The following is a 20,750-nucleotide window of genomic DNA, read 5'->3' as shown; positions in this document are numbered from 1 at the left end:
GGCGCGGGTCCATCGGGTCCGGTGCTTGGCGCGGGTCCATCGGGTCCATCGGGTCCGACGCGTCCGCGTGCTCCGGCGCCGGGCGCGGGGCCGTCGGGGCCGGATGCGGGGGCCAGGCCGTGCCCGGGCGTGGGGGCGTGGCCTCCCCCGGGGCCGGGGCTATCCCGGAGGGTGCGGCGTCGACGGGGTCCTCGGTGGCGGGCGCCCGCAGGTCGAGCGTGCCGGCCGCCGTCAGGGCGGGGGTGCCGAGGAGGGCTTCGGAGCGGGCGTCCCAGGCTCCGGGACTCGTCGGGGCGGCGGAGCCGCGCATGGGGGTGCCTCCTTCAGGCATCGGGGGCTCCTGTCCCCGCGGTCACGGCCTTGTGCGCCCAGCTGCCCGGCACATGGGCCTCGGCGGGGTGGGCGAAGGGGACTCCGTCCCCGGGGCGGTGGCGCACCGGCGCGTGGGAGAGGAGTTCGAGGTAGATGCCGCGGAACGCGGCGAGGTTCTGTTCGACCGTGAAGAGTTCCAGCGCGCGGGCGCGGGCCGCGGCGCCGAGCCGGTGGCGGCGGTCGGGGTCGCGGAGCAGCGCGAGGCACGCGTCGGCGAGTGCCCGGGGGTTGCGCGGGGGGACGACGAGGCCGGTGCCGCCGATGATCTCGACGACGGCGCCGACGTCGGTGGAGACGGTGGCCCGTGCGCAGAACATCGCCTCGACGAGGCTGGCGGGGAAGCCCTCGACGAGGCTGGACATGACGACGAGCGCGCCGGAGGCGTACGTGTCCTCCAGGGTGGGCGCCTCGGGGCCGCCGAGCTCCTCGAAGGTGACGGGGTTCTCGCCGACGGCGTGCGCCCCGGCGGCCTCGTCGGGGAAGAGCTGGGCGGCGACCCCCTTGCAGTACGTGAGGTAGGTGCAGGCGCCGGGTTCGCGGTCGGGCACGGCGACGATCCGCAGCCGGGCGTCGGGCTGCCGGGCCCGGATCTCGGCGAAGGCGTGGAGGAGGCCGATGAGGTCCTTGGCGGGTTCGACGCGGCCGACCCAGACGAGGGTGGCGGGGTCGCCGCTCTCCTCGTCCTCGCCGACCTCGGCGAAGCGCTCGGCGGCCATGCCGGGGTGGACGGTGCGGATGCGGGCCCGGTCGGCGCCGCACTTCTCCTGCCAGCGGCGGGTGTGGGCGTTGCCGGGGGTGAGGAGGGCGGCCTGCCGGTAGATCTCGCCGGCGAGCCGGCCGTGGAGGGCGGCGAGCAGGGCGCGGAGGGGGGCGGAGCGGTCGGCGCCGGCCGCCGAGAGGTAGTGGGCGCGCAGCGGTACGCCGTACTCGGTGACGAGCAGCGGGGTGCCGAAGAAGCGTTTGGCCAACAGCCCGGGGAGGGCGGTGACGCCTCCGGCGGCGGCGTGACAGAGGTCGGCGGCGCCGAGCGCGTCCTCCTCGTACCAGTCGAGGGAGAGGGGACGCAGGGCCCGCTCAAGGTGCTCGGCGAAGGCGAGGTGGTCGGGGAGTCCGGCGGCGGCCGCGCCCCGGCGTGCGCCGGGCGCGCGGCAGGCGGACTCCAGGGCGCGGACGGCGTCGTCGGAGCGGAGTGCGCCGGGCAGTCCGCCGCGCTCGCGGGCGAGTTCGGCGAGGGCGTAGAGCCCTTCCGCGAAGGAGGTCGGGCCCTCCTCGGCACGGAGTCCGCCGGCGAAGGAGGTCTCGTCGCCCTCGGCGCAGAGTCCGGTGGCGAGCCGGTGGTAGGCCTCGGTGAAGCGGCGCCGCTCGTGGCGTCCGTAGGCCCGGCGGGAGGCGCGGTGCTCGGCGGGGCCCTTCGCGGCCGGGGCCGCGTCGGGGCCGCCGGGGTCGCCGCCGCGGGCGGTGCGGGCGACGCGGGCGTTCGGCGGCAGGGGCGGCGGGGTGCCGGTCCCGCCGAGGGCGTAGAGGTCGAACCGGTGCTGTCCGAGCCCGTGCACGAGCCGCTCGCACCAGCGTCCGGACTCACCCGTGGCGTACGGGTAGCCACCCTCCGTGAGCAGTCCGATCCGCACGCGTGCACCCCCGATCTCCCTTGCCGGCGGTCACCGTCGGCCCGGTGACTCGCATCGGGAGGAACGTAAACGGAGACACCGGTGGTGCGACGGACGGTTGTCCGTCGCACCACCGGAAGGGGTGAATGCACGTAACTTTCCCACCCCGGTCGCGTTCTGTCGCGGTACGCGGCGGAACGGTCACGGAGGGTCAGGCGACGGCCAGCTCCTGGCGCCGTTCCCGGCGCTCCGCCGCGAGCACCGGGTCGAGCGAGGGGACGGCGGCGAGCAGCTGCCGGGTGTACGGGTCCTGGGGCGCCCCGTACACCTCACCGACCGTGCCCTGCTCGACGATCCGGCCCCCGCGCATGACGGCGACCCGGTCGCTGACCTGGCGGACGACCGCGAGGTCGTGGGCGATGAAGACGAGCCCGAGGCCGAGTTCGGCCTGGAGCTCGGCGAGCAGCGCGGTCACCTGGGCCTGGGTGGTGACGTCGAGCGCGGAGACGGGTTCGTCGCAGACGATCAGCCGGGGTTCGGCGGCGAGCGCGCGGGCGATGCCGACGCGCTGGCGCTGGCCGCCGCTGAACTCGTGCGGATAGGCCTCGTACCGGTCGGGGTCGAGTCCCACCCGGTCGAGCAGTTCCCTCACCCGGTCCCGGATCCGGGTCTCGTCCCGCTCCCCCGCCACGCGCAGCGGGTCGGCGATCGACTCGCCGACGGAGCGGCGCGGGTTGAGGGAGGAGACCGGGTCCTGGAAGACCATCTGGAGCTCGCGGCGGTACGGACGCAGCTCCCGCTCCGGCAGGGTGCCGATCTCCTTGCCCCCGTACCGGAGTTCGCCGCCGGTCGGGTCGAGGAGCCGTACGAGCATCCGGCCGAGGGTGGTCTTGCCGCTGCCGGACTCCCCGACGACGCCGAGGGTCTCGCCGGCGCGGACGGTGAGGGAGACCCCGCCGACCGCGGTCACGGCGGCCTTGCCCCGGCCGAACTCCCGCCGCAGGTCGACGGCTTCGAGGAGCACCTCGCCCTGCCGGGCGGCGGGGGGCCGGGCCGGACCGTCGAGCCGGGGCACGGCGGAGAGCAGCGTGCGGGTGTACGGCGCCGAGGGCGCGCCGAGCACCCCGGCGACGGGGCCGCGCTCGACCTCGCGCCCGTCGCGCATGACGAGCACCTCGTCGACGCTCTCGGCGGCCACGCCGACGTCGTGGGTGACGAGGAGCAGCGCGGTGCCGGTCTCGCGCCGCAGTTCGTGCAGCAGGTCGAGGATCTGGGCCTGCACGGTGACGTCGAGGGCGGTGGTGGGTTCGTCGGCGACGATGAGCTTCGGCTCGCAGGCGAGGGCCATCGCGAGGAGGGCCCGCTGCCGCATGCCGCCGCTGAACTCGTGCGGGCGGGACCGGGAGCGGCGGGCGGCGTCGGGGATGCCGACCCGGTCGAGGACCTCGATCGCACGGGCGCGGGCGGCCTTCTTGGATCCAGGACGGTGGATCCAGGATCCAGGCTTATGGATCTTGGATCCAGGCTGCTGGATATCGGATCCAGGATGATGGATATCGGATCCAGACTCCTGGAGCCTGGACCCAGGCTGCCGTATTTCGGATCCAGGATGATGGATCCGATACACCTCCGCGATCTGGTCGCCGACGGAGTAGTACGGATCCAGGGCGGACAACGGGTCCTGGAAGACCATCGCGGCGACCCCGCCGCGCAGCCGCCGCAGTTCGGCGGGGCCGGCGGTGCCGACGTCGATGCCGTCGACCCGCACGGTGCCGCCGACCCGCGCGCCGGTGCCCCGGTGGAGGCCGAGGAGGGCGCCGGCGACGGTGGACTTGCCGCTGCCGGACTCGCCGACGAGGGCGAGCGCGCGGCCCTCGCCGAGGGTGAAGGAGAGCCCGTCGACGGCCCGTACGGCCCCGGCCTCCCGCTCGAACTCGACGCTGAGGTCCCGGACTTCGACAAGCGGGGTCACGTCAGGACCACCCTTCGGTCGGCGGCCGCGTACAGCAGGTCCGCGAGGACGTTGGCGAGGACGACGGCCGCACCCATCACCATGACGACGCCCACCACCACGGGCAGGTCGATCGTGCGGACCCCGTCGAGAAGGGTCTTGCCGAGCCCGGGGATGCCGAAGAGGGACTCGGTGAGCACGGCCCCGCCGAACATCGAGCCCAGGTCGACGGCGCTGATCGCGATGACCGGCGGCACGGCGCCGCGCAGCGCGTGGCGGGTGACGACGGACCGCTCCCCCACCCCGTACGCGCGGAAGGTGCGGATGTGGTCCTCGGCGAGCGTCTCCAGGGTGGAACTGCGGGTGAGCCGCGCGTACTTGGCGGATTCGAAGAAGCCGAGGGCGAGCCAGGGCAGCAGCATGTTCCAGGCCCACTGCTCGGGGTCCTCGCCGAACGGCACGTACGAGGGGAAGGGCAGCCACTGGAGGTAGGCGCAGACGGCCATGAGGAGCAGCAGCCCGAGGATGAAGACGGGCGTGCCGGTCCCGGCGAGGGTGAGCACGGTCAGGACGCGCTCGATGATCCCGCCGCGGCGGAGCGCCGAGAGGAGTCCGGTGCCGACGCCGACGAGGAGCCAGACGACCATGGCGCCGAGGGCGAGGGACGCGGTGGCGGGGAGCCGTTCCAGGACGAGCTGGGTGACCTGCTGGTCGTTCTGGTACGAGAGGCCGAGGCAGGGCGCGTCGCAGTGCGTGACGGAGGTGCCGGTGGAGTAGTCACGGCCGGCGAACACGCCCTGGAGGAAGTGCAGGTACTGGCCGGGCACGCTCTCGTTCAGGCCGAGTTGTTCGCGTACCTGGGCGATCTGCTGGGGGTTGCAGCGCTCGCCGCAGGCCAGCCGGGCGGGGTCGCCGGGCGCCAGGTAGAAGAGGGCGTACACGAGGACCGAGAGCGCGAGCAGGACGAGCACGGCACCCGCGAGCCGCTTGAGGACGAAGCGGATCATCAGGAGGCCTCCTTGCGGGTTCCCTTGCGGGACTCCCTGCGGGTGCCGACCCTCAGCCGGCTCGCCTCGCGCGGGTCGAGGGCCGTGCGGACGGCGTCGCCGAGGACGGTGAAGGCGAGCACGGTGACGAAGAGCAGTCCGGCGGGCAGCAGGACGTACGCGGGGTCGGCCCGGAACCAGGTCTGGGCGGTCGACAGCATCTGTCCCCAGGACGGGGTGGGCGGGGTGACGCCCACGCCGAGGAAGGAGAGGGAGGCCTCGACGACGATGTTGGTGGGGAAGGAGATCGCCGCGTAGGTGATGACGGGTGCGGCGAGGGAGGGCAGCAGCTCCCGGCGGGCGGTCCGCCACCGGCCGGAGCCTGAGAGGCGGGAGGCGGCGACGAAGTCGAGGCTCCTGAGGGTGAGCGTCTGGGCGCGCACGATCCGGGAGGTGGAGGCCCAGCCGAGCAGTCCGATGACGAGGATCAGGAGCAGCGGCCGGGGGAAGTCGCGCGGGACGACGGCGGTCAGCGCGAGGGCGAGGACCAGCATCGGGAGCGCGACGAGCACGTCGGTGACGCGGCTGAGGAACCCGTCGAGCCACCGGCTGCCGAGTCCGGCGGCGAGGCCGACGAGGACGCCGATGAGGATCTGGACGGTGGTGGCGCCGACGGCGACGAGGAGGGAGATCCGGGCGCCGTAGAGGAGGCGGACGAACAGGTCGCGGCCGGTGCCGGGTTCGACGCCGAGCCAGTGCTCGGCGCTCGCCCCGCCGAAGGCGCCGTACGGGACGCCGCCGCGGGCCGAGTCGACGAGGTCGTCGTGGTACGTGTGCGGGTCCTGGCCCTCCAGGGCGGCGAGCAGCGGAGCGGCGAGGGCGAGGAGGACGAGCAGGAGGAGGACGGCGGCGGAGACGAGGGCGACCGGGCGGGTGCGGAGCCGTCGCCACACCTGCCGGGCGGCGCCCGTGGCGGGGAGGCCCGCCACGGGCGCCGGGGCATCGGTCAGGGTCGTCACTTGACCGCGATCTGCGAGATGTCGAGGACACCGGTCCAGTCGCTGATGACGACGTTCTTGATGTCCTTGCCGACGAGCTGCTTGTAGACCGGGTGGAAGAGGGGCACGTCGAGGGCCTGCTCGCCGATCTTCTTGTCGAGGGCGCCCCAGCGGGCGGCGGCGGCCTCGTGGTCGGTCAGCTTGTTGATCTCGTCGATCTCCTTGTTGACCGCCGGGTCGTTCAGCTGCGCGTGGTTGTAGTTGGAGCCGTTGGTGACGATCTGGCGGCCGTCGAAGATCGGCGCGAGGAACGGGCCGCCGGCCGGCCAGTCGGCACCCCAGCGGGAGAGGAAGAAGCCGGGGGCGTCCTTGACGCTCCAGCGCTTCTCGTTGAAGGAGTTGGGCTCCTGCCCGTCGAGCTTGACGGTGATGCCGGCCTTGCCGAGGGCCTCCTGGACGGCGGTGGCGATCTCGGGGCTCGTCGTGCGGTTCTGGGCGGTGGAGTGCAGCAGGGTGACGGTGAGTCCGTTCGGGTAGCCGGCCTCCTTGAGCAGCGCCTTGGCCTTCTCCGGGTCGCCGGTCTTCCCGGCAGGGAAGTGGTCGTACGGCGTGAAGCCGAAGGCCTTCTGCTCGGGCAGGAAGGTGGTGGCGGGCTCGGCGAGGGCGGAGCCGCCGGCGGCGTTGACGACGCTGGTGCGGTTGACCGCGTACGAGATGGCCTGGCGGACCTTCGGGTTGTCGAAGGGCTTCACCTTCGTGTTGAAGGCGATGTAGTTGGTGAAGCCGAAGTGGCCGGTGCCGACGCGGGCGGCGAGCTCCTTGTCGGAGCCGATCTGGGCGAGCTCGGCGGGGCCGAGGTTGGTGTCGGTGGTGAGGGCGGCGGCGTCGGCGCCGGAGGAGGTGGCGAGGCGCTGGTTGATGACGGCCGCGTCGAGGCCGGACTTGACGTCGATCTTGTCCGGGTAGGCCTTGCGCTCCTCGTCGGTCTTGGGGTCCCAGTGCTCGTTGCGCTCCAGGACGAGGTGCTCGCCGTCGTTGTCGTTCTCGACGACCTTGTACGGGCCGGAGGAGACCGGGTGCTCCTCGTACTTGGCGCCGGCGTCCTTGGCCTTGGGGACGGGGGCGAACTGGGTCTGGGTGGCGAGGAACGGAAACTCGCCCTCGGGCTTCTTCAGCTTGAAGACGATGGTCCGCGCGTCGGGGGTGACGATCGAGGCGAGGCCCTTCCCCCTCTTTCCATCAGATGCAGCCTTGTAGGGGCCCTGGTAGGTGTCGCCGCCGACGAGCCAGTCGCGCAGGTAGGGCGCGCCGCCGGAGAGCTCGGCCGCGAAGGAGCGCTCGATGCCGTACTTGATGTCGGCGCTGGTGATGGGCGTGCCGTCCTCGAACTTCAGGCCCTCCTTCAGCGTGTACGTCCACTCGGTGGCGTCCTTGTTGGGGCGGCCGGTGTCGGTGGCGAGGTCGGGGACGACCCGGGTGCCGGCGGCGCCCGCCTCGCGGTTGCGGGTGGTGAGCGTGCGGAAGACGAGGGAGGGGACGTTGCCGCCGCCGGAGGTGTAGAGGCGGGCGGGGTCGAAGTCGGTCTGGGCCTCGCTGTTGAGGACTGTGAGCGTGCCGCCCTTCTGCGGGGCGTCCGCGGTCTTGCCGGAGGTACCGCCCTTGGCGCCGGCGTCCTCGGGACCGCAGGCGGCGGCGCCCGAGGCCAGGACGACACTGACGGCGGCCGCTGCCACGCGGCGCGAGATGACGGACGATGAACGCATCGGAAGGAAACCTCTCGGGGTGAACTGCGGGAAAAGGAAAGGAAATTCCGCAGGCACGGGGAAAGGGCCCGAAAGGGGGGACGGCGCCTGCGGGAATGAAGAACCCGGGCGCGGCGAGAAAAACGAAAGGCCGACGAGCGCTCGGGCTGCGTCAGCTACAGAGAATGTCGGCGACCGTGTGTCCGGTCACGCCGAAGAGCGCCAGCTCAAGGGCGGCGCTATCGGAAACGGCGTGACGGTGCGACATGCCGAGAAATATGGACGAACGCGTGAGCGATGTCAACGCGCATCCATGCATTCCCGAGACATCCGTCTCGACATACGGACATCGGCGGTCCGGACGGCCCGTCAACTCGTGGGGTACACCCAGGGGTTGGGGCGACACTTGATCCCGTCGATGTCCAGGGACTTCGTCTGCTGCTGCATCACGGGGGCGAGCGCACCCGGCGTGCGGCAGCTCACGTGCCCGTGGCCGAGCCGGTGTCCGACCTCGTGATTGATGAGCATCTGGCGATAGGCGTACATCGCCTTCGGACCGAAGGTCACCGACCCCTGCGCCCAGCGGAAGGCATTGATCATCACGCGCTCGGTGGAGGCCGAATCGCAGGAGACGTTGTCGACGGTGGTGTCGAGCCCGGACTTCTTGCACCATTCGCCGGTGGTCCCCGGGCTGGCGAGCGTGATCACGAACTCCGGCTCGCCGCTGGAAACGCGCTCGAAGGCCATCTCGCCCCGGCCGGCCCAGCTGCGCTTGTCGTTGAGGGTCTTCTGCACGGCGTCGGCGAAGAGCTTCCCGTCGAGACCGATCCCCTTCTCGACGTCGACCCGGTAGCGGATCAGCCGCCCCTTGCCGGGCGCCTTCGCCAGGCCCGGCACGGCCTCGAACTCCCCGGAGCCCTTCAGCTTCGGGTCGATCGGGAACTGCCGGGTCATCAGCTGCTCGTACGTCGGCGGGGTGACGGCGGGCACCGGCTTCTCCGGTACGGCCCGGTCGTCGGAACGGGAGGCCGAGGTGTCGTCCGTCGGCCGCTCGGCCGGCCCCTCGGCGGCACGGACGGGCGGGGCCTCCTCCCGGCCGGTGACCTGCCCGGCGACGACGACGGCGAGGACGGTCGCGACGGCGGCGGCCGCGACGCCGGTGAGGGTGCGGCCGAGACCGCCCCGGCCGGCCGGGGCCTCCGCCTCCGGCTCGTCGTCACCGACGCTCTCGCGACGGGGCCCGGGGATGAACGGCGCCTGGGGACCGTCCTGTTCGGGTGCGCCGGTCCGGGGGGCACCACGCCGGGGCCCGACCGGCGCGGGACGCGGGCCGGAGACCTCGTCGTCCTGCGGGTGGCCACCCCGCACGGACGCCCCGTGGACGGGCACACCGTGCGCGGGGGTGTCGGAGGCTCCGCCGGCGTACGCGGGGGTGCCATGGGCGGGAGTCGCGTGGCGCGGCGGACCGGACCGGGGGACGCCACGGACCGGAGCGCCGGTCGCCGGGGTCCCGTACTGGGGGGTGCCGTGCGCGGGGGTGCCGTACTGCGGCGTGCCGTGTGCCGGAGTGCCGTGCCGCGGAGCGCCCTGAGCCGGGTTCCCCTGCCGCGGGGCGCCCTGCGCCTGAGCCCCGTACTGCGGCGTCCCCTGCGCCGGCGTGCCGTACACCGGCGTGCCGTGTGCCGGAGTGCCGTGTCGCGGAGCGGCCTGTGCCGGGTTTCCGTACTGCGGCGTTCCCTGCGCCGGCGTGCCGTACACCGGCGTGCCCTGCGCCGGGGTCCCGTACCCCTGGGGCCAGGTGGTCTCCTGGTCGGCGCCGCCCGTGGTCCTGCGGCGGCGTCCCGTCCCGGGCGGTGGTCCCGCCGGGACCGTCCCCGCCCCGGCCGCCGCCTGCTGCCCGGTGTCGGCCACCGAGGGCGCGGAGCCCTTGCGACTATGTCGTCCCACGCCCCGGATCAGCTCCCGCCGTCATCGGCGATCAGGTCCCGGACGGCCTGGGCGACCGTCTCCGGGCACTCCATCATTGCCACGTGCCCCGCCTCGGGGAGGGTCAGCAGGCGCGAGCCGCGGAAGGCGGCGGCCGCCTTGCGGGCCATCCGGTACGAGACGAGCCGGTCGCGCCCGCCGTAGACGAGGAGCGTCGGGGCGAGGACCCGTTCGGCCTGCCGCCAGAGACCGTGCTGCCCGCCGAGGGTGTACGCGTCGACGATGCCGCGTGAGGAGCGGGCCATGGCGTCCCAGAAGTACGGGAGTTCCAGGCGCCGTTCCATCTCCTCGACGGCGTGCCGGAAGCCCTCCTCGGTGACCTGGCCGGGGTCCCCGTAACAGAGCGAGAGGACGCCCTTGACGCGCTGCTCGGCCGTCCATTCCTTGGTGAGCTTCGCGAAGAACGAGGCGACGCCCGGCACCGCGAGCAGCGCGGTGGGCCAGGCGGTGCGCTGGGCGCGCAGCTCGGGGAGGGCCGGGGAGACGAGGGTGAGCGTGCGGACCAGGTCGGGCCGGACGGCGGCGACGCGGGTGGCGACGGCGCCGCCCATCGAGTTGCCGAGGAGGTGGACCGGTCCGCGTCCGGCGGCGTCCAGGAGCCGGATGACGGCGCGGGCGTGTCCGGTGACCGAGTAGTTGCCGTCGTCGGGCGGCGGGGAGTCGCCGAAGCCGGGCAGGTCGACCGCCTCGCCGTCGACGACGTCCGCGAGCAGCGGCATCAGGTCGGACCAGTTCTGCGAGGAGCCGCCGAGGCCGTGGACGTACAGCGCGGGCGGCAGTCCGGGCCGGTTCCCCGGCCGGGCGCGCACCGTGAGGGTGAGTCCGGGCAGCGCGACGGAGCGGAGCTCCTCGCCGGCGGCGACCCGTACGGCGCGGGTCCGCGCCGCGGAGGGCGCGGCGGCGGTCCGTGTTTCCGGCAGCTCGGTCGAGGACATGGCCGCAATATTACGAGACGATCACGCGCCGACGTGTGTGGGTGCCGTCACAGGTGCGTATGCGGCATGGCGCGTTCGCTTCTAGGCTCGGAGAGAGGGCCATCGGGAGCACCGCGACCCGCGTCCCGGGAGGAGCCGCATGACTGCCGATCCGAGCGAGCCGGACACATTCACCGAGGAAGAGGTCGACGTGCTGGACCAGGAAATCCCGGAGGCCGACGCTGCCGAGCAGCACACCGAACTCCAGCAGCGCGAGGACGAGCAGCCCACCCATCTCGAGCGCGACTCGGCGAACGAGGCCGACGCGTCCGAACAGGCGCGGGTGGTCACCCTCGACGAGGACGACTACCGCTGAGCACACGACTCCCGCTGATTTGTTCGGTTTAATTTTGAATCGACTGTCGACCAGGGCGTCCGGTCCGTGAAATTCTGCGTTCGCACCGCACACAGCCGGGTTACCCAAAAGTACGATGGCGGCGCGGCGCGACAGCGCGCATGGATCGATTTTTGGGAGGCCGCGTGAGCGCCATCGAGCAGACAGAGGCAGCACGCCCTCGGGGCACGCGCCTGCCGCGACGTGCCCGACGGAACCAGCTGCTCGGCGCGGCCCAGGAGGTCTTCGTCGCCCAGGGGTACCACTCCGCCGCCATGGACGACATCGCCGAGCGGGCCGGCGTCAGCAAGCCGGTGCTGTACCAGCACTTCCCGGGGAAGCTGGAGCTGTACCTCGCCCTGCTCGACCAGCACTGCGAGGCCCTCCTGCAGGCCGTGCGCGGGGCGCTGGCCTCCACCACGGACAACAAGCTCCGGGTCGCGGCGACGATGGACGCGTACTTCGCGTACGTGGAGGACGAGGGCGGCGCGTTCCGCCTCGTCTTCGAGTCCGATCTGACCAACGAGCCGGCCGTACGCGAGCGCGTGGACCGGGTCAGCCTGCAGTGCGCCGAGGCCATCTCCGACGTCATCGCCGAGGACACCGGCCTGTCGAAGGACGAGTCGATGCTGCTCGCCGTGGGCCTCGGCGGGGTCTCCCAGGTCGTCGCCCGCTACTGGCTGTCGAGCGGATCCGGCATCCCCCGCGACAAGGCGGTCGGACTGCTCACCTCGCTCGCCTGGCGCGGCATCGCGGGCTTCCCGCTGCACCCGGTGGACGGCCAGCTCAGCGCCGAGGGCCACTGAACATTCCCGGAGGCTGTTCGCTCCTGGCGTGCGGCGGCTGACCCGTGCGGGTCCCCTCTCCGGGCTAATGTGTGCAGCGTACGGCGCGGGTGTCCGCGCGAAGGCGACCGTTCGGAGGGACATAGCCGTGGAGGTCAAGATCGGCGTGCAGCACGCACCCCGGGAGATCGTTCTGGAGAGCGGGCAGTCCGCCGAGGAGGTCGAGCGCCTGGTGGCCGACGCGCTGGCCGGCAAGGCGCAGCTGCTCAGCCTCTCTGACGAGAAGGGCCGCAAGGTCCTCGTTCCGGCCGAGAAGATCGCGTACGTGGAGCTCGGCGAGCCCGCCGTGCGCCGCGTGGGTTTCGGCGCGCTCTGAGCCCGGGATCGGACGGGAAAGGCCCGGTGGACCGCTTCGGTCCACCGGGCCTTTCGCATGAGGCCGTACAAGCCCCATCGGTGGTCCACCGGGCCCTTCGTATGAGCCCGTACGGCCCGCCGGTGGACCACCGGCCTCCTATGGGCCCGTACGGCCCCGCCGGCGGTCCACCGGGCCTTTCGTATGCCCGTATGACCCGTATGGCCACGTCAGGGGGCACGGGAGGATTGCGTTCCGGACGCCGGGGGTAGGACGCCCTTGACCGCACCACCCGCCCCGCACCCCTCGCGAGGTGATCCGCCGTGTTCCTGGAAGCCCTCGGTTCCGCGCTGCTCGGTTTCGCCCTGGCCTGGGCCGCCGTCCAGCGTCTTGCCGACCGCCTCCCCGCCCGGGGAAGAGTCCTCGCCACCGGAGCGCTCGGCGGGGTGTTCGGTGCGCTCGTCACCCACGGGGCGCTCGGCCCCGGCCACTTCCTCGCCACCCTGATCGGCGCCGTGGCGGTGGCGGCGGTGCTGCTCTCGCTGCTGATCCGCCCGGCCTCGCGCCGACTGCGCCGATCAGCCGTGGTCTGACCGGCGCACCCGTCCGAAGGACCTCAGGCCGCGAGACCCAGCGCGGCCATGCGCTTGGTGTGCGCCTCGGTGATCCGGGAGAACATCCGGCCGACCTCCGCGAGGTCGAAGCCGTCCGCCACGCCGCCGACGAGCATCGTCGACAGCGCGTCGCGCTCGGCGACCACGCGCTGGGCCTGGGAGAGCGCCTCGCCCATCAGGCGGCGCGCCCAGAGCGCGAGCCGGCCGCCGACGCGCGGGTCGGCCTCGATCGCCGCGCGGACCTTCTCCACCGCGAAGTTGCCGTGGCCGGTGTCGTCGAGCACCGCGAGGACGAGTCCGCGCGTGTCGGAGTCGAGCCGGGCCGCGACCTCCCGGTAGAAGTCGCTGGCGATCGAGTCGCCCACGTACGCCTTGACCAGGCCCTCCAGCCAGTCCGACGGCGCGGTCTGGCGGTGGAAGTCGTCGAGCGCCTTCGCGAAGGGCTCCATGGCCGAGGTCGGCTCGGCGTCGACGGCCGCGAGGCGGTCCCGCAGCCGCTCGAAGTGGGCGAACTCGGCCGAGGCCATCTTCGCCAGCTCAGCCTTGTCCGCGAGGGTCGGCGCCAGCTTGGCGTCCTCGGCGAGCCGCTCGAAGGCCGCCAGCTCGCCGTAGGCGAGGGCGCCGAGGAGGTCGATCACGGCGGCGCGGTACTGCGGCTCGGCGGAAGCCTCCGCCCAGTCCTTGGCGGCGATCCCGGTGGGTGTGGCGTTGTCAGGCGTCTCCATGCAGCGCACAATAGCCCGCTCGCGGGGCCCGGGAAGGCCCTGGTCAGTCAGTGTGACCGTGCCCTCATCGCGATTTCTCCCAACACACATGCACGAATCCGGGGTACAGTGGTAAGGCGCCTGCTGAGTATGCGGACATGCTTTCGCACGTTCGGACGTATTCGGTGGGCCGACTCATGAATGAGGATGCCCGGTCGGTGGCCCGATCGGCTCCGGCCCGACAGCCCTTCCGGCGGACCCGCGGAAGGGTCACCCTCAGCGGTACGACGCTCGAGCGACGGCAGTGGTCCCGTGCCACCCGGCGGCGATCTCCCCTGATCCCCCGGAAGATCCCGGCACGGTGAGACCCCCTTCGTTCGCCTCGCGCCGCGTCTCACAGAAGAGGCAGCACCCTGACTACGACTTTCCGAGAACTCGGAATCCTCCCTGAGACGGCCGAGGCACTTGAGGCCGTCGGTATCGTCACCCCCTTCCCCATCCAGGAGATGACCCTTCCGGTCGCCCTCACCGGCACCGACGTCATCGGCCAGGCCAAGACCGGCACGGGCAAGACCCTCGGTTTCGGCCTCCCCATCCTGGAGCGCGTCACCGTCCCGACGGACGTCGAGGCCGGCCGGGCCAAGCCCGAGGAGCTGACCGACGCCCCGCAGGCGCTCGTCGTCGTCCCCACCCGCGAGCTGTGCCAGCAGGTCACCAACGACCTCCTGACCGCCGGCAAGGTGCGCAACGTCCGCGTGCTCGCCATCTACGGCGGCCGGGCGTACGAGCCGCAGGTCGAGGCGCTCCAGAAGGGCGTCGACGTCGTCGTCGGCACCCCGGGCCGTCTCCTCGACCTGGCCGGCCAGCGCAAGCTCGACCTCTCGCACGTGAAGGTCCTCGTCCTCGACGAGGCCGACGAGATGCTCGACCTGGGCTTCCTGCCCGACGTCGAGAAGATCATGAACATGCTTCCGCCGAAGCGCCAGACCATGCTGTTCTCGGCCACCATGCCGGGCGCGGTCATCGGCCTGGCCCGCCGCTACATGTCGCAGCCCACCCACATCCGGGCCACCTCGCCCGACGGTGAGGGCGTGACCGTCGCCAACATCAAGCAGCACGTCTACCGCGCGCACAACATGGACAAGCCGGAGATGGTCTCCCGCATCCTGCAGGCCAAGGGCCGCGGGCTCGCGATGATCTTCTGCCGTACGAAGCGCACGGCGGCCGACATCGCCGAGCAGCTGGAGCGCCGCGGCTTCGCCTCCGGCGCCGTCCACGGCGACCTCGGCCAGGGCGCCCGCGAGCAGGCTCTGCGCGCCTTCCGCAACGGCAAGGTCGACGTGCTCGTCTGCACCGACGTCGCCGCGCGCGGCATCGACGTCGAGGGCGTCACCCACGTCATCAACTACCAGTCGCCGGAGGACGAGAAGACCTTCCTCCACCGCGTGGGCCGCACCGGCCGCGCGGGTGCGAAGGGTACGGCGGTGACGCTGGTCGACTGGGACGACATCCCGCGCTGGCAGCTCATCAACAAGGCGCTCGGCCTCGACTTCCACGAGCCGGTCGAGACGTACTCCTCGTCCCCGCACCTCTACGAGGAGCTGGACATCCCGGCGGGCACCAAGGGCATCCTGCCCCGCGCCGAGCGGACCCGCGCGGGTCTGGGCGCGGAGGAGCTGGAGGACCTGGGCGAGCCCGGCGGCCGCCGCGGCCGTGGCCCGAAGGCCGCGGAGAAGACCGAGGAGCCCCCGGCCCGCACGCGGACCCCGCGCCAGCGTCGCCGCACCCGCGGCGGCAGCGAGCTCGGTGACGCCCCGGCGGCGGCCCCGGCCGTCGAGACCCCGGCGGACGAGACCCCCGCCGAGTCCGGCCCGCGCACCCCGCGCCGTCGCCGTCGCACCCGCGTGAGCGCGCCGATCGCGGCCCAGGCGACCACGACGGCTCCGGTCGCCGAGGCCCCGGCCCGCGCGAAGGCGCCGGTCGCCGAGGCCCCGGCCCGCGCGAAGGCGCCGGTCGCCGAGGCTCCGGCCACCGTCACGGCGCAGGCCGTGAAGACGCCCGCCTTCGAAGCCCCGGCCGCCGCTCCGGCGCCGGTCGTCGCGGCCCCGGCCGCCACCAGGGCGCGCGCCGTGAAGGCGCCCGTCTTCGAGGAGCCGGTCGTCGCGGCGCGGGTCGTCGAGGAGCCGAAGGCCCCCCGTCGCCGCACCCGTGCCGCCGCACGGCCCGAGGCCGTGCCGGCCGCCGCTCCGGTCGACCGGGCCCCCGCGGCCCCGGAGCCGGCTCCGGCCCCGCGCCGCCGCCGTGCCCGGGTGGTGCGTCCGGTCGAGGAGACCGTGTCGTTCCAGACGCCCGAGAGCGCCGCGGTGGCCCTGATGGCCCAGCGGACCGTCGAGGCGCCGGTCGTCGAGGCGGCTCCGGTCGTCGTCGAGGAGCCCAAGGCGGAGGAGCCGAAGAAGGCTCCGCGCCGCCGCACGGTCAAGAAGGCCGTGGCGGAGCCGGTCGCCGAGACCGTCGTCGAGGCCGTGGCCGCCGCCCCGGCGGCCGAGCCCGTCGTCGCCCCGGTGGTCGAGCCCGTCGCCGAGGCCCCGGTCGCCGAGGTCCCCGCGCCGCGTCGTCGCCGTACCGCCCGTCGGCCCGCCGGTTCGCCGGTGACCGCCGAGGCGCCGGTGGTCGAGGCCCCGGCCGCCGAGCCGGTCGCCGCTCCGGTCGCGGAGGAGCCCGCGCCGCGCCGCCGCCGTGCGGCCCGTCGGCCCGCCGGTTCGCCGGTGGCCGCCGAGTCCACCGGCGAGGTCATCATCGTGGCTGCTCCGGCCGCCGCCCCGGTCGCCGAGCCGGTCGTGGAGGAGGCGCCGAAGAAGGCCGCGCCTCGCCGCCGTACGACCAAGAAGGCCGTGGCCGAGCCGGTCGCCGAGACCGTCGAGGCACCGGCTGCCGTCGAGGCACCGGCTGCCGAGGAGGCCCCCAAGGCTCCCCGTCGCCGCGCGGCCAAGAAGACGGTCGCCAAGAAGGCGGTCGTGGCGGAGGCGCCCGACGCCTCCGAGCCGAAGACCGAGCCGAAGGCCCCGGCCCGCCGCCGTACGACCAAGAAGGCCGCGGCCGCCGAGGTCGAGGCGCCGGCGACGGAGGAGGCGCCGAAGAAGGCCGCGCCTCGCCGCCGCACCACGAAGAAGGCGGCGGCGCAGCCCGAGAGCTGACCGCCACCCGCAGCGCCCGAGCGGCCCGGTTCCTCCCCAGGGACCGGGCCGCTCGGCCGTCTCCCGGGCACGCCGTTACAGTCCAGATATGAGCAAGCCGCGTTCCCTCGTCCTGCCGCCCCGCGCCCGTGTCCACCGGCTGGAGACCGCGCGCGGGCGCTTCGCCGTGCTCGACGCGGAGCCCGCGGGCGAGTGGCGGGGCACGGTGCTGCTGCTGCCGGGGTACACCGGCAGCAAGGAGGACTTCATCGAACTGCTCGGGCCGCTGAGCGAGGCCGGATACCGGGCGGTGGCCGTGGACGGACGCGGCCAGAACGAGACGCCGGGCCCCCGGGGCCGGGCCGCCTACCGCCGCAAGGCGCTCGCGCTCGACGCGGTGGCGCAGGCCGCGGCCCTCGGGGACGGCCCCGTGCATCTGGTCGGCCACTCGTTCGGGGGCCTGGTGGCGCGCGCGGCGGCCGCCCTCGCGCCGGACGCCTTCCGCTCGCTCACCCTGCTCTCCTCGGGCCCCGGCCGGGTCGCCCGGCCGCAGCGGATCCGGGTGCGGGTGCTGCGCGCCGCGAACGCGGTGCTGCCGAAGGAGCGGGTGTGGCAGGCGATGTGCTGGCTGGACAGCCGGGGCGAGGAGCCGGCCACGGGTGACACACCGGAGCTCACGGGCTTCCTGCAGCGGCGCTGGATGCGCACCCGGATCGCCCAACTCGCGGGCGCCGGACGGCTGCTGCTCGACCGTCAGGACGGTACGGAGGAGCTGGCCGCGCTGCGGACGCCGCTGCACTTCGCGTACGGGTCGGACGAGATGGTCTGGGCGCCGGCGGACCTGGCGGCGGCGGCCGCCCGTACCGGCGCGCACCGCACGGTGGTGGCGGGCGCCGGCCACTCCCCGAACGTGTCGCACCCCCGGGAGCTGACGGACGGCCTCACCGGCTTCTGGGAGCGGGCGGACACGAAGGTCAGTACTGCGCCTTGAGGTGCTGCCAGAACCCGTCGCGCAGCGCCCGCCGCAGCGCGGCGTGGCCGCGCAGCGAACGGCTGAGCAGGCGCTCCGCCTCGACGAGCAGGTCCTGGTCGACCGGCCCGGGCAGATAGGGCGCACCCGGCAGGAGTTCGGCGAGCCGGTCCCGGCCGCGCTCGGCGAGCCAGGTCGCGGCGATCTGGGCGCCGACGAAACGCACCTCCTCGCGGGAGGGCGGCGGCTCTCCCTCGTTCTCGTACGTGGTGACGGGGCGGCGCGTGACGTACGGGCGGCAGAAGTCGAGTTCGAAGGTGCGCTGGCTGTCGACCTCCCAGAGCAGCGCCTCGGCCTGGTTGCGTCCCTCGGCGGCCTCGATGCCCCAGAGGTGGACGCGGGCCCCGTAGCCCTGGGCGGCCTCGACGGCCGAGACGAGGTCCTCGTCGCCGCCGACGAGGGCGGCGTCGCTGATGGCGCGGTGGCGGGCGAGGGACTCCAGGTCCGTGCGGATGAGGGAGTCGACGCCCTTCTGCTGGTTGTTGGCGTTGAGGTTGCCGAGGCGGACCTTGACGTCGGGGAGTTCGGCGATGGCCTGCTGCTCGGGGGTGTGGATCCGGCGGCGGGCCCCGTCGTACCAATAGACGCGAAGGAGTCTGCTGTCGGCGAAGATCGTGCGCGCCTTGTCGATGAAGGCCTCGATCAGGCCCTCGGCGTCGAGGTCGAAGGAGCGCCGGTCCTCGGTGCCCGCCACCAGCAACCCGGCCGCAGCATGAACGTAACCTGCGTCGACGAAGATGGCGTGGGTGGAGGGGGTCTTGGCCACCTCGGCCAGCATCCGCTGCAGGAGCTCATTGGTGCGCTCCAGGCGGGCGCCCAGGGCGTCCAAGGCGTGCAGGCGGGCGTCGGTCTCGGTCTCGTTCACCTGGGCGGTGGTGTCTGCGGCGGTGGTGTCTGCGTCGTTCATACGGGGCTCATTGTCCGCCGCTCGGGACCCGGCCGCCACACCCTCTACCCGCTGGTAGTTAGTCATCCGAAAATTTTCCTTAGCGTAAGGAATGTTTGCGGGATGCACGTCGTTGGACCCGTATGTAACCCAGTTCTCCGCACGGAGGATCAACTCAGACGAAGGGAGAAGCCTGTGCGCTTCGAAATCCTGCGACTCGACGACATCGACGGCACGCCCGTCGACCGGACCGTCGTGGACGCCGCCTCCGTCAATCGGATCGTGCAGCAGGCCGCCGCGATCGGCCAGCGCATCTGGATCCGCCCCGCCGAGACCTCGGCCTCGTAACAGGCCGGGTCCACACCACGCACCGCGCCCCCGCACGGACTTCGCAGCAGCGGAATCCGTACGGGGGCGCAGTGGGTTCTGAAGGGCCTCAGGCGTTGTGGACGACCTGCGTGACGCCGTTGATGATCTGCTGCACCGCGATGGCGGAGAGCATCATGCCGGCGAGCCGGGTCACCAGGACGACGCCGCCGTCCTTGATGACGCGGATGATCAGCAGCGAGTACCGCATGGCCAGCCAGAGCACGACGTGCATGGCGGCGATGGCGGTCCAGACGGAGACCTGCGAGGCCACGCTGTCGGCGTTCTGCACGGCGAGGATGACGGAGACGATCGCACCGGGACCGGCGAGCAGCGGCATGCCGAGCGGGACGAGGGCGACGTTGACGTCCTTGGTCTGCTTGGGCTCGTCGGTCTTGCCGGTGAGCAGGTCGAGCGCGATGAGCAGCAGCAGGAGACCGCCCGCGATCATCAGCGCGGGGACGGAGACGTGCAGGTAGTCCAGGATCTGCTGGCCCAGGATGCCGAAGACGGTGATGACGCCGAAGGCGACGGCGACGGCCTGCCAGGCCATCCGGCGCTGCACCTTGGCCGGGCGGCCGGCGGTGAGGGCGAGGAAGATCGGGGTGATCCCGGGGGGATCCATGATCACGAAGAGGGTGAGGAACAGCGAGCCGAAGACGGCGACGTCGAACACGGTGGGGTGCCTTGCGGGAGAGGTGGAACGGTGGGGTGTGTCCCTACGGGGGCGGAATGCAGGATTCCGGTGGCAGGGCAGGGAGGACGCCGGCCGCGCACGGCACGGAGCCGTACGGGCGGCGCGAGACGGAGTCGGAGAGGGGCGCGCACCACTCCGGAGGCGGCGGGCACGACGACCGGCCGCCGTCACGGGGGAGCGGCGGAAAGAGGCCCTGACGGGGCTAGCGCGCTCCGCCGGCGCCCGGCACCGGGAAGGCGCCCGAGGCTCGGCGGGTGATCTCGCCGTAGATCTCGGGGTCGGTGGTGTACTCGCCGAGGCGACAGGTCTTGCGGCTGCCGTGGTAGTCGCTGGAGCCCGTGGTCAGCAGACCGAGCTCCTTCGCGAGTCCGCGCAGCCGGGCCCGCGTCGCCTCGTCGTGGTCCATGTGGTCGACCTCGATGCCGTCGAGTCCGGCCTCGGCGAGCCGGGCCACCGAGGCCTCCGGCAGCACCTGGCCGCGCTTGACGGCGAGCGGGTGCGCGAAGACGGTGACGCCGCCGGCCGCCTTGACGAGGCGGATCGCGTCGACCGGGTCCAGCTCGTGCTTCTCGACGTACGCCCGGCCGCCGTCGGCGAGCCACTCGGGCGTGAACGCGCCGGACACGTCCGGTACGACCCCGAGCTCGACGAGCGCCTCGGCGACGTGCGGGCGGCCGACGGAGCCGTCGCCGGCGATCCGGGCGACCTGCTCCCAGGTGACGGGGACGCCGAGCTCCTGCAGCTTGCCGACCATGCCGCGGGCGCGCGGCACCCGGTCGTCGCGGACGAGTTCGCGCTCGGCGAGGAGCGCGGGCTCCGCCGGGTCGAAGAGGTACGCGAGCATGTGCAGCCCGATGCCGTCCATCCTGCAGGACAGCTCGGCGCCGGTGACGAGGGTCAGCCCCTCGGGGAGGGCCGCAAGCGCCTCGGCGTGCCCGCGGGTGGTGTCGTGGTCCGTGAGCGCGACGACGTCGAGACCGGCCGCGGCCGCGTTCCTGACGAGCTCGGCCGGGGAGTCCGTACCGTCGGAGGCCGTGGAGTGGGTGTGCAGATCGATGCGCACGACGCGGTACTCCAAGGGCTCGGGGCGGACGAAGGGACGCTCCAGCATAACGGGCGAATCGAACACGTCCGTACGGAACGTCACCGACCGCACGACCCGACGAGACCCTCGGGCGCACCCGAAGAAC

19 protein-coding genes and 1 pseudogene are annotated in these 20,750 nt (G+C 73.2%); 7 read left to right on the top strand and 13 right to left on the bottom strand.

All coding sequences use genetic code 11. The annotated features are described in order from the left end of the window. From CCN56_RS42930 to CCN56_RS04000, 9 genes and pseudogenes are all read right to left on the bottom strand, one after another. Window positions 1–310, bottom strand: a pseudogene (locus tag CCN56_RS42930) (hypothetical protein); the annotation flags it as partial. 13 nt (window positions 311–323) lie between these two features. Then, on the bottom strand, window positions 324–2,000 hold the full coding sequence (locus CCN56_RS04030) for a glycosyltransferase (protein WP_086823693.1): 1,677 nt from the start codon (window positions 1,998–2,000) through the stop codon (window positions 324–326). A gap of 190 nt (window positions 2,001–2,190) precedes the next feature. Beyond that, window positions 2,191–3,951 (bottom strand): ABC transporter ATP-binding protein, encoded by a 1,761-nt coding sequence (locus CCN56_RS04025; RefSeq protein ID WP_086823690.1) that lies wholly within the window; start codon window positions 3,949–3,951, stop codon window positions 2,191–2,193. Beyond that, the gene (locus tag CCN56_RS04020) at window positions 3,948–4,937 is read right to left on the bottom strand and encodes an ABC transporter permease (RefSeq protein ID WP_086823686.1); all 990 of its coding nucleotides are present in this window, start codon (window positions 4,935–4,937) and stop codon (window positions 3,948–3,950) included. The genes CCN56_RS04025 and CCN56_RS04020 overlap by 4 nt, the downstream gene beginning before the upstream one ends. Beyond that, window positions 4,937–5,935: an ABC transporter permease gene (locus CCN56_RS04015; RefSeq protein ID WP_179199674.1), complete on the bottom strand. Its 999-nt coding sequence runs from the start codon at window positions 5,933–5,935 to the stop codon at window positions 4,937–4,939. The genes CCN56_RS04020 and CCN56_RS04015 overlap by 1 nt, the downstream gene beginning before the upstream one ends. Then, window positions 5,932–7,677, bottom strand: coding sequence for an ABC transporter substrate-binding protein (locus CCN56_RS04010; protein WP_086823683.1), 1,746 nt, complete (start codon window positions 7,675–7,677; stop codon window positions 5,932–5,934). The genes CCN56_RS04015 and CCN56_RS04010 overlap by 4 nt, the downstream gene beginning before the upstream one ends. 151 nt (window positions 7,678–7,828) lie before the next feature. Continuing rightward, window positions 7,829–7,924, bottom strand: a complete 96-nt coding sequence (locus CCN56_RS45730; protein WP_312883206.1) for an Ms4533A family Cys-rich leader peptide — start codon at window positions 7,922–7,924, stop codon at window positions 7,829–7,831. 101 nt (window positions 7,925–8,025) lie between these two features. Further along, entirely contained in the window at window positions 8,026–9,603 is a 1,578-nt protein-coding gene (locus tag CCN56_RS04005; RefSeq protein WP_179199673.1) for a DUF3152 domain-containing protein, read from the bottom strand. A gap of 8 nt (window positions 9,604–9,611) precedes the next feature. After that, a complete protein-coding gene (locus tag CCN56_RS04000) occupies window positions 9,612–10,577 on the bottom strand; it encodes an alpha/beta fold hydrolase (RefSeq protein ID WP_086823681.1) in 966 nt (321 codons plus the stop codon). Between the two features lie 139 nt (window positions 10,578–10,716). Between CCN56_RS04000 and CCN56_RS03995 the strand changes: the two genes are divergently transcribed. From CCN56_RS03995 to CCN56_RS03980, 4 genes are all read left to right on the top strand, one after another. Continuing rightward, on the top strand, window positions 10,717–10,932 hold the full coding sequence (locus tag CCN56_RS03995; protein WP_041131118.1) for a hypothetical protein: 216 nt from the start codon (window positions 10,717–10,719) through the stop codon (window positions 10,930–10,932). Between the two features lie 164 nt (window positions 10,933–11,096). Then, window positions 11,097–11,756, top strand: coding sequence for a TetR/AcrR family transcriptional regulator (locus CCN56_RS03990; protein ID WP_086823677.1), 660 nt, complete (start codon window positions 11,097–11,099; stop codon window positions 11,754–11,756). Between the two features lie 127 nt (window positions 11,757–11,883). Next, window positions 11,884–12,111 (top strand): DUF3107 domain-containing protein, encoded by a 228-nt coding sequence (locus CCN56_RS03985; RefSeq protein WP_041131116.1) that lies wholly within the window; start codon window positions 11,884–11,886, stop codon window positions 12,109–12,111. A gap of 302 nt (window positions 12,112–12,413) precedes the next feature. Continuing rightward, a complete protein-coding gene (locus CCN56_RS03980; protein ID WP_041131115.1) occupies window positions 12,414–12,683 on the top strand; it encodes a hypothetical protein in 270 nt (89 codons plus the stop codon). Between the two features lie 23 nt (window positions 12,684–12,706). On the opposite strand, the gene CCN56_RS03975 is transcribed toward CCN56_RS03980, so the two are convergent. Beyond that, entirely contained in the window at window positions 12,707–13,429 is a 723-nt protein-coding gene (locus CCN56_RS03975) for a ferritin-like fold-containing protein (protein ID WP_086823672.1), read from the bottom strand. A gap of 485 nt (window positions 13,430–13,914) precedes the next feature. Here CCN56_RS03975 and CCN56_RS03970 point away from each other — a divergent pair, with 485 nt between their 5' ends. Continuing rightward, window positions 13,915–16,602 carry a DEAD/DEAH box helicase gene (locus CCN56_RS03970; protein WP_086823669.1) on the top strand — a complete coding sequence of 896 codons (2,688 nt, stop codon included), beginning with the start codon at window positions 13,915–13,917 and terminating at the stop codon, window positions 16,600–16,602. Window positions 16,603–16,690: 88 nt separating this feature from the next. Then, on the top strand, window positions 16,691–17,572 hold the full coding sequence (locus CCN56_RS03965; protein ID WP_086823665.1) for an alpha/beta fold hydrolase: 882 nt from the start codon (window positions 16,691–16,693) through the stop codon (window positions 17,570–17,572). On the opposite strand, the gene CCN56_RS03960 is transcribed toward CCN56_RS03965, so the two are convergent. Then, window positions 17,556–18,389: an NYN domain-containing protein gene (locus CCN56_RS03960; RefSeq protein WP_245727945.1), complete on the bottom strand. Its 834-nt coding sequence runs from the start codon at window positions 18,387–18,389 to the stop codon at window positions 17,556–17,558. The genes CCN56_RS03965 and CCN56_RS03960 overlap by 17 nt on opposite strands. Window positions 18,390–18,692: 303 nt before the next feature. Between CCN56_RS03960 and CCN56_RS03955 the strand changes: the two genes are divergently transcribed. Then, window positions 18,693–18,845, top strand: a complete 153-nt coding sequence (locus tag CCN56_RS03955) for a hypothetical protein (RefSeq protein ID WP_086823662.1) — start codon at window positions 18,693–18,695, stop codon at window positions 18,843–18,845. A gap of 88 nt (window positions 18,846–18,933) precedes the next feature. On the opposite strand, the gene CCN56_RS03950 is transcribed toward CCN56_RS03955, so the two are convergent. Then, window positions 18,934–19,539 (bottom strand): MarC family protein, encoded by a 606-nt coding sequence (locus CCN56_RS03950; protein WP_086823659.1) that lies wholly within the window; start codon window positions 19,537–19,539, stop codon window positions 18,934–18,936. Window positions 19,540–19,762: 223 nt separating this feature from the next. Next, window positions 19,763–20,623 carry a PHP domain-containing protein gene (locus CCN56_RS03945; RefSeq protein ID WP_086823696.1) on the bottom strand — a complete coding sequence of 287 codons (861 nt, stop codon included), beginning with the start codon at window positions 20,621–20,623 and terminating at the stop codon, window positions 19,763–19,765. Window positions 20,624–20,750 lie beyond the last annotated feature (127 nt).

The organism is Streptomyces sp. NRRL B-24572 (assembly GCF_002156145.1).
GTDB classification, from domain to species: Bacteria; Actinomycetota; Actinomycetes; order Streptomycetales; family Streptomycetaceae; genus Streptomyces; species Streptomyces vietnamensis.
Note: the sequence above shows the minus strand (reverse complement) of the source record. Positions and strands in the feature narration are given on the sequence as shown.